The organism is Allobosea vaviloviae (assembly GCF_001298265.1).
In the GTDB taxonomy this organism is placed as follows: domain Bacteria; phylum Pseudomonadota; class Alphaproteobacteria; order Rhizobiales; family Beijerinckiaceae; genus Allobosea; species Allobosea vaviloviae_B.
The window spans coordinates 54,276-67,621 of record NZ_LGSZ01000045.1; the positions used below are offsets into that span (position 1 = coordinate 54,276).

The 13,346-nt window shown below is 66.3% G+C and carries 12 protein-coding genes, 1 tRNA gene and 2 pseudogenes; 11 read left to right on the plus strand and 4 right to left on the minus strand.

The window, feature by feature from the left end; all coding sequences use genetic code 11:
• Positions 1–122: 122 nt before the first annotated feature.
• The 3 genes and pseudogenes from AE618_RS14255 to AE618_RS14260 form a co-directional block, all read left to right on the plus strand.
• Positions 123–505 (plus strand): annotated as a pseudogene (locus tag AE618_RS14255) (LysR family transcriptional regulator); the annotation flags it as partial.
• Positions 506–1,107: 602 nt separating this feature from the next.
• Positions 1,108–1,320, plus strand: a pseudogene (locus AE618_RS29270) (recombinase family protein); the annotation flags it as partial.
• A 27-nt stretch (positions 1,321–1,347) separates the two neighbouring features.
• Positions 1,348–1,710, plus strand: a complete 363-nt coding sequence (locus tag AE618_RS14260) for a zinc ribbon domain-containing protein (protein ID WP_156330274.1) — start codon at positions 1,348–1,350, stop codon at positions 1,708–1,710.
• A gap of 330 nt (positions 1,711–2,040) precedes the next feature.
• On the opposite strand, the gene AE618_RS14265 is transcribed toward AE618_RS14260, so the two are convergent.
• The 3 genes from AE618_RS14265 to mnmA all read right to left on the minus strand — a co-directional run bounded on the left by AE618_RS14265 (position 2,041) and on the right by mnmA (position 4,097).
• Positions 2,041–2,117 (minus strand) — tRNA-Met (locus AE618_RS14265).
• Between the two features lie 72 nt (positions 2,118–2,189).
• Positions 2,190–2,861: a class I SAM-dependent methyltransferase gene (locus AE618_RS14270; RefSeq protein ID WP_054209737.1), complete on the minus strand. Its 672-nt coding sequence runs from the start codon at positions 2,859–2,861 to the stop codon at positions 2,190–2,192.
• A gap of 51 nt (positions 2,862–2,912) precedes the next feature.
• On the minus strand, positions 2,913–4,097 hold the full coding sequence (gene mnmA / locus AE618_RS14275) for a tRNA 2-thiouridine(34) synthase MnmA (protein WP_054209738.1): 1,185 nt from the start codon (positions 4,095–4,097) through the stop codon (positions 2,913–2,915).
• A gap of 238 nt (positions 4,098–4,335) precedes the next feature.
• Between mnmA and AE618_RS14280 the strand changes: the two genes are divergently transcribed.
• From AE618_RS14280 to flbD, 8 genes are all read left to right on the plus strand, one after another.
• Entirely contained in the window at positions 4,336–5,976 is a 1,641-nt protein-coding gene (locus AE618_RS14280) for a flagellar hook-length control protein FliK (protein WP_054209739.1), read from the plus strand.
• A gap of 16 nt (positions 5,977–5,992) precedes the next feature.
• Positions 5,993–6,679 carry a flagellar hook assembly protein FlgD gene (locus tag AE618_RS14285; protein ID WP_054209740.1) on the plus strand — a complete coding sequence of 229 codons (687 nt, stop codon included), beginning with the start codon at positions 5,993–5,995 and terminating at the stop codon, positions 6,677–6,679.
• Between the two features lie 107 nt (positions 6,680–6,786).
• Positions 6,787–7,062, plus strand: a complete 276-nt coding sequence (locus tag AE618_RS14290) for a DUF1153 domain-containing protein (RefSeq protein WP_054209741.1) — start codon at positions 6,787–6,789, stop codon at positions 7,060–7,062.
• 635 nt (positions 7,063–7,697) lie between these two features.
• Positions 7,698–9,368 carry a flagellar basal-body MS-ring/collar protein FliF gene (gene fliF / locus AE618_RS14295; protein WP_082365268.1) on the plus strand — a complete coding sequence of 557 codons (1,671 nt, stop codon included), beginning with the start codon at positions 7,698–7,700 and terminating at the stop codon, positions 9,366–9,368.
• 14 nt (positions 9,369–9,382) lie between these two features.
• Positions 9,383–10,468, plus strand: a complete 1,086-nt coding sequence (gene fliG, locus AE618_RS14300) for a flagellar motor switch protein FliG (protein WP_082365269.1) — start codon at positions 9,383–9,385, stop codon at positions 10,466–10,468.
• Positions 10,468–11,064: a FliH/SctL family protein gene (locus AE618_RS14305; protein WP_054209742.1), complete on the plus strand. Its 597-nt coding sequence runs from the start codon at positions 10,468–10,470 to the stop codon at positions 11,062–11,064. Before fliG ends, AE618_RS14305 begins: the two co-directional genes overlap by 1 nt.
• A 9-nt stretch (positions 11,065–11,073) precedes the next feature.
• The gene (gene fliN / locus AE618_RS14310; protein WP_054209743.1) at positions 11,074–11,424 is read left to right on the plus strand and encodes a flagellar motor switch protein FliN; all 351 of its coding nucleotides are present in this window, start codon (positions 11,074–11,076) and stop codon (positions 11,422–11,424) included.
• Positions 11,425–11,468: 44 nt separating this feature from the next.
• Positions 11,469–12,833 (plus strand): sigma-54-dependent transcriptional regulator FlbD, encoded by a 1,365-nt coding sequence (gene flbD, locus AE618_RS14315; RefSeq protein WP_054209744.1) that lies wholly within the window; start codon positions 11,469–11,471, stop codon positions 12,831–12,833.
• A gap of 14 nt (positions 12,834–12,847) precedes the next feature.
• Here the strand turns inward: flbD and AE618_RS14320 are convergent, their stop codons facing one another.
• Positions 12,848–13,168, minus strand: coding sequence for a hypothetical protein (locus AE618_RS14320; protein WP_156330275.1), 321 nt, complete (start codon positions 13,166–13,168; stop codon positions 12,848–12,850).
• Between the last annotated feature and the right edge of the window lie 178 nt (positions 13,169–13,346).

A 13,346-nucleotide genomic window follows, 5' to 3' on the forward strand; every position in this document is an offset into this window, starting at 1 on the left:
CTGAAGCTACCGCGATCGAGGCTGAGCAGGACGACCACACGCCGGACGGCGTCCGCAAGGCTCCCAAGCGGGGTGAAGACCATGCCGCGAAGACGCGGGTTCGACACGCGCTGGAAGGCGCCATGGCCTCCAGGCTGTCGGAGAGGCTTGGTGGGAAGGATCATTCCGGCGTTTCGGCGTCGGCCCATTGGCAAGGCGGTGGCGCGGCTGGAGGAGCGTCTCGGCGTCCGGCTGTTCCACCGTTCAACCCGCTCGATCACGCTGACGCCAGAAGGCAGCCTGTTTCGCGACCGCTGCCGTAGGATCGCCTGCGAGATCGAAGCGGCAGAGCTCGAACTCTCGCAGACCGGCGAAGCCCCGCACGGCAAGCTGCGCGTGAGCCTGCCGCTGATCGGCATGCTGATGATGCCCGCCGTGATGGCCTTCATGCGGGCCTATCCCGAAATCGATCTCGACTTCACCGACCGGCTCGTCGACGTGATCGACGAGGGCTTCAATGCCGTCACGCTTCACGCTCTCGCACCACTTCGCTGTCTGTCGCTGACCCTGACGGGGGCCTATGCCACGGTCGGCACCGCCGGTCCGCCTCGGATCGCGGCGCCGCGGGAAACTCTGACGACGATGCCGATGGCCAAGTTCGGGCGCCGTTATGCCGACGATATGGTGATCTCGGCGGACATCGGCGCAAGGGCGCTGGTCGCGAACGCCATCGGATGGATGACGCGCGAGAACTATCTGCTGGCGCTCGAAGCCATCCTGACGGCGGATATCTTTCCCTGCTGTCAGACATCGCGGTTCCACTTTGGTACTGGTCGGCACGGAAAACGTGGGCGCGCGCCTCCGGCGGTTGCCCCTGGTCTCGCTGAAGCGATTTCCCATTTGATGCTTTGGGACATTCCGGGGGCGGGCAATCTTGCGATGCTCAACGAGCCCGAAGCGTTCATCCGGCTACACACCCGTTCCAGGAGCCCCTGCCAAACGGATGATTGTCGATTCTGAGGCCGCTATCGTTCCACGCATCTTTGCCGACTAGGTCGCAGGCAGGTCGCCACGGGCAATAGCTGGTGATCTCAACGCCGAAGGTGTTCCTCCACCCGAGGGGACTACTGGAGCGCGGTCACGCTGAACGGCAATCGAAAGCGAGGTCACGGGATTTTACTCAATCCTCTCTATGTGGGCCGCCTCGTGTGGAATCGAGTACGGATGGTCAAGGATACTAAGACCGGAAACCGCCTATCGCGTCTCAATCCCGAGACGGATCGGCAAGAACAGGCCGTCCCGGCACTGGCGATCGTGGACCCTGAAATATTCGCTGCAGCGCTCGCGAAGCGCGGAGGACGAGCGGCGATGGCGCCGCGCGACCGAACGACGCCACGGCACCTGCTGTCTGGGCTGCTCCGGTGCGGTTCCTGCGGTGCCGGCATGTCGGTCGAGGATCATCACCGAGGACGCACGCGAATTCGCTGCACGAAGGCGACCGAGGCGGCGAGCTGCGACAATACCCGGTCCTACCAGCTCGACGTCATCGAGGCTGCCGTGGCGGGCGGATTGCGCGACCGAATGGTCGATCGCGACGGCATCGCGCTTTATGTGCGCGTCTACAATGAGGAGCGGCAGGCTCTCGCTGCGTACAGCGTAAATCGACGCGCCCAGATTGAGAAGCGGCTCCAGCAGGCCGAGCGCGAACAGGATCGTATATACAAGGCCTAGGTCATGGGGCTCATCAAGGAAGACCAGGTCAAGCGCGAGCTGCCTCCTCGGAAGGCAGAATGCGAAGCCATTCGTGCCGAACTTGCCCTATGCGACGAACCGCCCAACATCGTCTCGCTTACCTCGCCTCGATCGAGAGCCTGGCCACGACCGTGCGCGAGGGCGAGCCCCATAGAGCGGAGTCGAAAAAGGCCCTTCGCGATTTGATCAGTACGGTCACGGATTACAACGCGCCGGCAGGGGGCACGCCGGACATCGAAGTCACAGGACCCCTGACGAATTTGATCGGAGGCGACCATTTCCCCACCAGCAAAGCTGTGGGGGGTCGAATGGTAGCGGGAGAGGGACTCGAACCCCCGACACGCGGATTATGATTCCGCTGCTCTAACCGGCTGAGCTACCCCGCCCCACAGTTCGGACACGTCGCTGTGCGGCGTTCCGTCGTGAGGGCGCGATATAGGCGGCGGGGGGTGGGTGCGTCAAGCCTTTGCGAAAGACGGCTCGACGGAGGAGAGCGTCGCGGAGGAGCGCTTGTGCAGGCGCACCACCTTGAAATAGCCGGAGCCGACATGGACGGTGTCGTAGCGGCCGGTCTTCGCCGCCCAGTCCGTCAGGCGGCTGATCTTGAAGTCCGAGCTCCAGCCGATGGCCCGGGCGAGCGGGGCCAGCGCCGTCCAGAGCGCTGCGAACCGGGCATCATCATCGACGAGCCGGCTCGAAATGATGATCTCGCCGCCCGGCTTCAGCACGCGGTCCATCTCGCGCAGCGCCTGCTCGGCATCGGGGACAAGGGTGATGACGAACTGTGCGGTCACGGCATCGAACCTCTCTGCCGCGAAGCCGAGCCGGCCGGCATCCATCACCATCAGCCCCCTGACATGCTTCAGGCCCTGGCTCGAGACCTTCCGGTTCGCGACCTTGAGCATGTCGAGCGAAAGGTCGACGCCAAGCACGCGTGAATCGGGGCGGAAATAGGTGAGCGTCAGGCCGGTGCCGACACCGATCTCGAGAATGTCGGGGCCGCAGGCGCAGGCCGCGTCCACCGCCTCGCGCTGGGGCGTCGCCAGGAGCCGCTGGTAGATCTTGTCGTAGATGCGCGCCCAGGCTGCGTAGACACGCTTCTGGGTTTCGAGATGATCGGGCACCGGCATGGAGCGGCTCGTGGATTCTAAGGGGATTTGGAAGCGAAGGCGGTGCCGGCGTCAGGTCAGGGCGAGAGCGAGGCTGGGTCGCGGTGCGGGATGCGGCAGTTCCGGCCGCAGGATGGTACCGCCGCCCAGCACGCGGGCACCGGGGCCGGCATCGGCATAGATGACGCAGGCCTGGCCGGGAGAAACGCCTTCCTCGTCGGTGGCGAGCTCGATCCGTAAGCCGGCGTCGTCGCGTGTCAGCCGCGCCTCGCGCGGGGGGCGTGTCGAGCGCACGCGCACGGCGATGTCGAGCCCCCCCGGCGGCAGCGCATCCAGCGAGATCTCGCCGAGCCAGTTCACGTCGCGCAGCCTGATCTCGCGAACGTTGAGAGCCTCGCGCGGGCCGACGATGACGCGGGCTGAATCGGCGTCGAGGCGCAGCACATAGAGCGGCTCGGGCGTGCTGAGGCCCAGCCCCTTGCGCTGGCCAACCGTGTAGCGCAGCACGCCGTCATGGCGCCCGAGGACTCGGCCGTCGAGATGCACGATGTGGCCAGGACGCGCAGCGCCTGGCTTCAGCCTCTCGATCACATCGGCATAGCGGCCATTGGGGACGAAGCAGATGTCCTGGCTGTCGGGCTTGTCGGCGATGCCGAGGCCAAGCTCGGCCGCCAGCGCGCGGGTCTGCGCCTTGTCGATGCCGCCCAGCGGGAAGCGCAGCAGGTCGAGCTGTTCCTGCGTCGTCGCATAGAGGAAATAGCTCTGATCGCGGTTGGCGTCGGCGGCGCGAAACAGGCCGCGATGGCCGTTGTCGAGCTCGCGGCCGACGACGTAATGGCCGGTCGCAAGCGCGTCGGCCCCGAGCTCGCGGGCGAGCCCGAGCAGATCGTTGAACTTCACCGTGCGGTTGCACTCGACGCAGGGGATCGGCGTCTCGCCGGCGAGATAGCTCTCGGCGAAGCGCTCGATCACCGCGTCGCGGAAGCGGCTCTCATAATCCAGCACGTAGTGAGGAATGCCGATCTGCTCGGCGACGCGGCGGGCGTCGTGGATGTCCTGGCCGGCGCAGCAGGAGCCGGCCCGGTGGACGGCCGCGCCATGGTCGTAGAGCTGGAGCGTGACGCCGATGACCTCGTAGCCCTCGCGCTGCAGCAGCGCCGCGACGACGGAGGAATCGACGCCGCCCGACATCGCCGCGACGACGCGCGTCGCCGCTGGCGGCTTGGCGATATCGAGGGAGTTGCGGGGCGTCGTCATGGAAGGGTGCGGATGTCCGGCGGCAAGGCAGGCGATTGCCGGCTCTATACCGGCTTTGGGGCGCCGCTGCCAGCGGCGATGGGCAAATCCTGCCGGCTGGCGGCAGCGAGATGGCGGTTCTTGCCGCTGTTCCTATTGAGGAGCCATCCTAAGCTATTGGAATCCTTGGGCAGGCCTGTGGCTTGGCATTTGCTGAACAGCGGTTGGGGCGTTCTGTGCCCCTGTTGCGGATCAACCGATGTCGATTCAGTCAGTGTCGAGTTCCTCGTTTGCCGAGCCCTTGGTTCAGCGCAGGCCTGCGCCCGAACGGGACGTCGGGGGCCAGCGGGAGAGCTTCGTCCTGCCGCGGGAGGAGCCCTCGCAGCAGGCCGCCGCGTCTGCCCGCGACAGCCGCAGCGAGACGGTGAGCGACGCCAGCGAGACGCGCCGCGATGCTGCAGACGCACGCCGGGACGCTGGTGACGCACGCCGGGCTTCGGGGGATGTGCGCCGCGAGGCAGGGGACGCACGCCGCGCCACCGACGAGGCGGCTGCCACCGCCTCCGAGACACCATCCGATTCCGCTGCCAAGCCTGCCGTCCAGGCGGCAGCCGCCGAGACCGGCGCGAAGGCACCGGCAGCCGAGGCGGGCAAGGCTGCCGAAGCCGTGCCGGTCGCGCAGGCGGCAGCGCCGAACCTCGATATTGCGGCGCTGGTCAGCATCGCGATTGCCGCGCAGGCCGACAACCAGCCCGCGAAGGGGGGTGAGGCCGGCGAAGCCAAGACCGGAGAAGCCAAGGTTGAGAAGCCCGAAGGCGAACCGGCCGAGGCCGGCGCTGCCACGGAACCGAAGGCCGATGGCGTTGCCGTTGCCAACACGCTCGTCACGCCGGCGGTCGTGCTGGCGCCGCCTGTTCCCGTTCCGACCCTGCCGACCGAGCTTGCCGCCGGGGCCCCCAGCGAGACAGCCGGGGAGGAGGATCTCTTGTCCGGCAAGGCCGGGTCCACCACCGCGCAGCCGCTGCTGGCGAGGCGCGAGGCCGCGGCAGCGCTGGCCGCTGGCGCAAACCCATCCGCCGCTGCTGCTGATGCATCCGCGGTGGCGGTGGCGGGCAGCCCGCGGGCATCCAAGGCTGGCGTCTCCAGCCCTGCCCAGACGCTGCCATTGCCCGTCGGCGCCGACCAAGCTGCAAAATCCGACGCTGCGCCCGAGGTTGGCGACAAGCTCGCGGAGTTACAGGCTCTTACACAGGCGCAGGGCCCTGCGGCGGCACAAGCATCCGGCCCCGCCGATCCCAGACCGGCCGATTCCCTCCAGCAGGCTCCAAATTTGATCGACCTGTCGGCCTTGGGCCAGCAGGGTGGCAACAGGGTCGAGCCGCTTCGGATTCTCACGGGCCCTGAGCAACTCGCCCCACAGGCCTCAGCTGCCCCACAGGCCGAGGACGCGAGCGCCAGCCCGCCGACCCCGCTGCATGTGCTGCCGATCGAGATCGGTCTCAGGGCGCTCGCCGGCGCGCGCCAGTTCGACATCCGGCTTGACCCGGGAGAACTTGGCCGGGTCGATGTCAATCTCTCGATTTCCGACACGGGAGAGGTCACGGCGCGCCTCGTCGTCGACCGCGTCGAGACGCTGCATCTGCTGCAGCGGGATGCACGTACGCTCGAGCGTGCTTTCGAGCAGGCGGGCCTGAAACCGTCCGATGCCGGCGTCGACATCACCCTTCGCGATCCATCCGACCAGTCGGGCTTCCGCCAGAACCGGCAGCAGGATGAGGCGCCGCAGCGCGCGCGCGTCTTCGCCAATGGTTCCGAGACCGGCGACGCCGCCTCGATTGCAACACAGCCCGCGCCTGCCCGCCGCTTCGTGCGGCTGGGCGGCGTGGATCTCAGCATCTGACCGAAGGAGGAGCGCCATGGCCGTCTCCAGCACCAGCAGCAGCACCGCATCGACGAGCAGCAGCAGCTCGTCGACGAGCAGCACGAGCACGGCCTCTGGCGGCGCCGCGATCGCCAACAACTTCGATCAGTTCCTGACGCTGCTGACGACGCAGCTCAGGAACCAGTCACCGCTCGATCCGCTCGACACCAACCAGTTCACCTCGCAGCTCGTGCAGTTCGCCGGCGTCGAGCAGCAGCTCAAGACCAATGAGACGCTGACATCGCTGCTCAGCCTGAATTCGGCCGGCACGGCGACCAGCGCGGTGGGCTTCATCGGCTCGACCATCACCGCAGATGGCGCGACGACGCGCCTGGAAAACGACAAGGCCGAGTGGCAGGTCAACGTTCCCCGCGGCGGTACCGCGACGATCACGATCAAGGATTCCAAGGGAAGCGTCGTGCAGACGCAGACCAAGAGCCTCGTGGCCGGCGACCAGACCTATCAATGGGACGGCACGACGTCGACCGCACAAAAAGCGCCGGCCGGCGAATACACGATCACGATCGATGCCAAGGACACGGCCGGTGCGGCGATAACGGCCACGACGAAGATCAGCGGCGTCGTCGATGGAGTCGACTTCTCCGGCTCGATCCCAACCCTCAAGATCGGCTCCATCAGCGTACCGATCGACCAGGTCAAGAGCGTCGTCCGCAAGAGCTGACCCGCGAATCAAAGATGCGGAAAGCCACCATCTTCGCCTTAGGCAATTCTTAAAGCGGCAGGCCTATGCTCAGCACAAGTAGCTCTGTTGAGTTGTGTGAGTGTACCATGACCGAGCCTTTGCGACCGCGGGTGAAGTATGTGATCGGGCCGGACGGCAGTCCGCTGACGATCGCCGATCTCCCGCCGATGAATCCCCGCCGCTGGGTGATCCGGCGCAAGGCGGAGGTCGTCGCCGCCGTGCGCGGCGGTCTGCTCAGCCTCGAGGAGGCCTGCCAGCGCTACACGCTGACGGTCGATGAATTCCTGAGCTGGCAGATGTCGATCGATCAACACGGGCTGGCCGGTCTTCGCACCACCCGCATCCAGCACTACCGCCAGTAAGCGCGCGTCACTTTCCTGTTCAAGGCGTCGCTCCCTCGGGAGCGGCGCCTTCGTCGTTTCGGCTGCGGCATTGCCGGTGCGCTGGCTGCGGACAGAAAAAAAGCCCGCCGAAGCGGGCCCGTCCAGTCGGTCCATCAGGACCTGTCTCGATGCGTGTTGTCCCCGCATCTTGCGCAGGCTTGCAGCACGAACAGCCTGGCGGACCTCCCTGTCGCCAGACGCCGGCTGCTCGTTTTCATTCCACGGCCGGCGCGCGCTCGACCAAATCGAGAAACACCGCCGCGCAGCCAAGCCAGAAGATTGCAGTCCAGATCAGCATCCTGTCCTCCCAGGTTGCGCCCCCATGTTGCCGCACGCAACACAACTCCGCATCACTCTTCCGCATTATGGACAGATTCCCCAAGCCGCATAACCATCTGTTTTCATTGCTGCATTGCGAATTTTCATTCGCAGATGCGAGATTGCGTGGGCGGCCGCTTTGGGTCACGCCCAGCGCCCGTCGCGGGCATCCTCCGCCGACAATCTTCGATCGATCCGGCAAAAATTAACCGGGCGCTAACCACGCACCGGGAAAAACTTGCCTAGTGAGCCCGCTTCCAGGCGCGGCCACGATGGCTTTGTGAACGGATAGCGGCGTGAGCGGCATCGTCGAACAGTTCTCGAGATTCGGAGCGGCACGCCTGGCGGCCATGCTCGCGGTGACGCTCGGGCTCGTCGGCTTCTTCGGCTTCGTCATGCTGAAGGTGTCCCAGCCTGCCATGGGCGTGCTGTTCTCCGATCTTTCGCAGCAAGACGTCAGCGCGATCCTCAAGGACCTCGACACCCGCAATGTGAAGTATGAGCTGCGCGGCGACGGTCAGACCGTGCTCGTCGCCAAGGCCGACGTCCCGCGCCTGAGGCTCGACCTCGCAAGCAAGGGCATCCCTGCCGGCGGCGGTGTCGGCTACGAGATCTTCGACAAGGGCGACGCCTTCTCCTCGACGAGCTTCGTCCAGAACATCAATCATCTGCGCGCGCTGGAAGGCGAGTTGTCGCGCACCATCAGGTCGATCAGCCGGGTCCAGGCGGCGCGGGTGCACCTCGTCATCCCGGAGAAGCGCCTGTTCGAGCGTGACCGCGAGCCGCCGCGGGCCTCGATCGCGCTGAAGCTGGCGGGCGAGCTCGATGCAGCCCAGGTCCGGGCCGTGCGCCATCTCGTCGCCTCGGCCGTCGACGGCCTCAAGCCGGAGCGCGTCTCAATTGTCGACGAGCGTGGGCGGCTGCTGGCCGACGGCGCGCAGGGCGATAATGGCATTGCCGGCCTCGGCATCGAGGAACGGCAGGTCGGAATCGAGAAACGGCTCAAGAACCAGATCGAGGACATCGTCGCCAGCATCGTCGGCCACGGCCGGGCGAGGGTGCAGGTGTCGGCGGCGCTCGACAGCAACCGCATCGAGAGCCGCTCTGAAACCTTCGATCCCGAAAGCCGGGTCGTCCGTTCCAGCCAGAACCGCACCGAAGCCTCGACGACCTCGGAAGGCGGGGGCGCCGTGACCGTGGGCAATGAGCTGCCGGGCGCCCAGCAGGGCCAGGGCGGCGCGGCTCCGAAGGACGCCACGCAGAAGAACGAGGAGGTCGTCAACTACGAGATTTCGCGCACGACCCGCACCGAAGTTCTGGAAGGCGGCCGGGTCAAGAAGCTCTCGGTCGCCGTGCTGGTCGACGGCACTTACACGCGCAGCCCCAATGGCGATGTCAGCTATCAGCCCCGCAGCAACGAGGACCTCGAGCGCATCGGCCAGCTGGTCCGCTCGGCGGTCGGTTTCGACGACGGCCGCGGCGACAAGATCGAAGTCGTCAATCTGCGCTTCGCCGAAGCTCCTCCGGCGGTGACCGATCTTGTCGAGCAGAGCCTGGTGCAGCAGCTCCTCTCCTTCACCAAGGAGGATCTGGTCCGCTTCGCCGAGCTCGGCGTCATTTCGCTGCTGACGCTGATCGTGCTGATGGTCGTGGTGCGGCCGCTGCTCAAACAGGTTCTCGCGCCCGAAGCCGGCGTCGCGAGGGCCTTGCCGGCCTTCATGCGCGGCGGCGCGATGGTCCCGGTCGAGACGACCGGCGATCCGGCCGGTCAGCGATCGCTGACGGCCGCCGGCGGCATGCCCATCGACGTCGAGTCTCCCCATTCAGACCGCATGCTGGCCGTGGCCCAGATCAAGGGCCAGCTCAAGGCCCAGTCGGTCGAGAAGATCGGCAACATGGTTTCGCAGAACCCGGCCGACAGCGTCGCGGTGCTGCGGACCTGGATTCATGAGAAGTCCCTGGCATGAGGGGTCATTGAGCCATGGCTGAAGCACGATCCCTCGCGACGCGAAACGGGGGCCTCAGCGACGACGGCGCTATCGAGGGCGGCGGCATCGGCGTCACCACCGTTGCGGACATGACGGGCCCGCAGCGGGCGGCGGTGATCCTGCTCGTGCTCGGCGAGGAGCACGGCAAGACGATCTGGTCGGAGTTCGACGACGAGGAAATCCGGATCATCACCCGGGCGATGGCGGAGCTCGGCACGGTCGACGCCGACGAAGTCGAGCGCCTGATGCTGGACTTCGTCGGCAAGCTGTCGAGCGCGGGTGCCGTGACCGGCTCCTTCGACCGCACCATCTCGCTGCTCGAAAAGATCCTGCCGACCGATCAGGTCGCCATGATCATGGAGGAAATCCGCGGCCCGGCAGGCCGCAACATGTGGCAGAAGCTCGGCAATATCGACGCCGTCGTGCTCGCCAACTTCCTCAAGAACGAATATCCGCAGACGATCGCGGTCATCCTCTCGAAGATCCGGCCCGAGCATGCGGCCAATGTGCTGCGCAATCTGCCCAACGACCTCTCGATCGAGGTTGTCGGCCGGATGCTGCGGCTGGAATCGGTGCAGAAGGAAGCCCTCGACCACATCGAGAACACGTTGCGCACCGAATTCGTGGCGACCCTGACCCAGACCCGCCGCCGCGACCCGCACGAGATGATGGCCGAAATCTTCAACGGCTTCGATCGCCAGACCGAGATGCGCTTCCTCTCCGCGCTCGACGCGTCCAACCAGGAATCGGCCTCGCGCATCCGGGCCCTGATGTTCACCTTCGAGGATCTGGGCAAACTCGACCCTGCCGGGCTGCAGACGCTGATGCGCCAGGCCGACAAGGACACGCTGACGCGGGCGCTGAAGGGGGCCAGCGAGCCGATGCGGGAGTTCTTCTTCACCGCCATGTCGCAGCGCGCCGTCAAGAACATGCAGGACGACATTCAGGGCCTCGGGCCGCTGCGTCTCAAGGAAGTCGACGAGGCGCAGACCAAGCTGGTCACCCTCACCAAGGAGCTGGCCGACAAGGGCGAAATCGTCCTATCCAAGGGCAATGCGGAAGACGAGTTGGTCTACTGATGATGAGCGGCGCCACGAAATTCACGTTCGGCACCGATTTCCGCGAGGGTGGGCGACGGGCTGCGGGCGAGGCCGATGTCGCGGCCGCACGAGCCGAAGGCTTCAGCGCGGGCCGCGAACAAGGCCGCATGGAGGCCGAGAGCCAGCTCAACGGTCTGGTCGCGCAACTGGCGCGCGCCGCCGAACGTCTGGTGGGTCAGGAAGCGGCGCATGCCGCCGAGGTCGAGGCGCAGGCCGCTTATGTCGCCCTCGTCGCGGCCAGGGCATTCGCGGGCGTGGCGCTGGCGGAGCGGCCGATGGCGGCATTGGAGCAGGGCTTGCGCGAATGTCTCGCCCATGCGCGCATGGCGCCGCACCTCGTCATGCGGGTCAATGACGGCGCCGTGGAGGCGGCGGAAGCCCTGGTCAAGCGGCTGGCGCAGGAAACCGGCTTCGCCGGACGCCTGGTCGTGCTGGGTGAACCCGACATCGCGCCTGGCGACGGACGAATCGAATGGGCCGATGGCGGTTTCGTCATCGAGTCGGAACGGCTGTCGCGGCTGGTGGAGCAGGCGGTCGCAACCGCCTTCCCCGGCTTCCGCGCCCCGAAAGAGTAAGGACGACCGATGAGCGCGGACACCGACCTCAACCTGCCGCCGCTGAACCCGGCCGACCTGTCCTTCGACCATGACAACTCGTCGGTCGCACGGTCCGGGCCAATCCCTGTCAAGACGGCAGAGGATCTCGAGCAGGTCTTCGACGTTCCCGTCAACGTCTCGGCGGTGCTCGGCTCCTCCAAGATCGCGATCGGCGACCTGCTCCAGATCGTGCCCGGCGCCGTGATCGAGCTCGACCGACGCGTCGGCGAGGCGATCGACATCTTCGTCAACGAGCGTCTGGTGGCGCGTGGCGAGGTCGTCGTGGTCGAGGACCGGCTCGGTGTCACCATGACAGAAATTATCAAGGCCGACCGGTGATCTCCGGCCGCCCCGTCACGCATTCACGCAGAAAGGCCTGAGCCATGCGCCTCATTATTGCCGGTGGTCTCAAGGGACAGCTCATCGCGGCCGCGAAGATCGCGATCGCCCATGGCGCCAACGTGACCCATACCGAGAGCCTGGAACAGACGCTCGCCGTGCTGCGGGCCAAGGGCGCAGACCTGTTGATGGTCGAGGTGACGCTTCCGGTCGGGCAATTCGTCGCTGCACTCGAGGCCGAGCGCATCCGCACGCCGATCGTCGCATGCGGCACCTCGACGGATGCGCGCGCCGCCGTTGCCGCCATCCAGGCAGGCGCGCGGGAATATGTGCCACTGCCACCCGACCCTGAGCTGATCGCGGCCGTTCTGGAAGCGGTCGCGGCCGACCAGTCGAGCCTGATCTGGAAGGACCCCGCCATGGAGCGGGTGGTGCTTCTCGCCTCGCAGATCGCCCGGTCGGATGCGCCGGTGCTGGTGACCGGCGAAAGCGGCACCGGCAAGGAGGTCATCGCGCGTCACCTGCATCAAAAGTCGCTGCGCAAGGACAAGCCGTTCGTGGCCGTCAACTGTGCGGCCATACCCGACAACCTGCTCGAATCCGAGCTGTTCGGCCATGAGAAGGGCGCGTTCACAGGCGCCATCGCACGCCGAATCGGCAAGTTCGAGGAGGCCAATGGCGGCACGCTGCTGCTCGACGAAATCTCGGAGATGGACGTCCGCCTCCAGGCCAAGCTGCTGCGCGCGTTGCAGGAGCGGATGATCGACCGCGTCGGGGGCACTCAGCCGGTCAAGGTCGATCTGCGGATCATCGCGACCTCGAACCGCAATCTCGGCGATGCCGTCCGCGAAGGCTCGTTCCGCGAGGATTTGTTCTACCGGCTCAACGTGGTGCATCTGCGGCTGCCGGCGCTACGCGAGCGTCCCGGCGACATCGTCGCGCTGGCAGACCACTTCGCGCGCAAATATGCCGAGATCAACGGCATGCCGCTGCGTCCGATCGCGGCGGACGCACGCAGGATTCTGCTAGGCAATGCCTGGCGCGGCAATGTGCGCGAGCTCGAAAACACGATCCACCGCGCCGTCCTGCTCGCCAAGGGCGCCGAGATCGGTGCCGAAGCGGTGATGACGCCGGAAGGCGAGACGCTGGGTCCCGCCGGCTCGCGTGACACAGCCGCGCGGGCGGTCCAGACCGCCGAGGCTGTCACGCGTTCGCTCGTCGGCCATACCGTGGCCGATGTCGAGCGCGAGCTGATCCTCGACACGCTCGACCACTGCCTGGGCAACCGCACGCATGCGGCCAAGATCCTCGGCATCTCGATCCGCACGCTGCGCAATAAGCTCAGCGAGTACACGTCCGCCGGGATCGTTGTGGCTGAGCCGGGTCAGGCGCGCATCAACGCGCTCTGACCGGGCAGGGCACCTCAGTAGTAGAAGCGCCGACGGTAGCGCGGCCGGGCATAGTACCGCGGCCGGGCATAATAGCGCGGACGCGCATAGTAGCGCGGCCGGGCGTAATAGCGGGGGCGCCGACGGTAATAATAATACTGGCTGAACTCCGTGTCGGTCTTGTCGAGCGCGTCCTTGACCTCTGCGGTCACCGCCTCTTCTTCGCGAGCCGGCACGGGCGCCGGAGCGGGCCCGGGAACCGCCTTGGGCTGGGCTGCCTCAACGGCAGCTACGCCGCCCAGGCTGGCGGCGGCCATGCCGCCGATCAGTGTCATGATGAATGAGCGTCTATCCACGGCATCCTCCGAGGCTGTTATCATCCGCATCTTCCAATGCCTTCATACGGGGAAAATGCGGGTGAGGGGTAATGCATTTAAATGATGCTTTGTTCCATCGGTGCTTTCGTCGGTTTATGGCTAAGGCGCGAGTCCTGTCTGCTCATGACGACCGATGGGCGGCGCGGTCCTGTCCGTC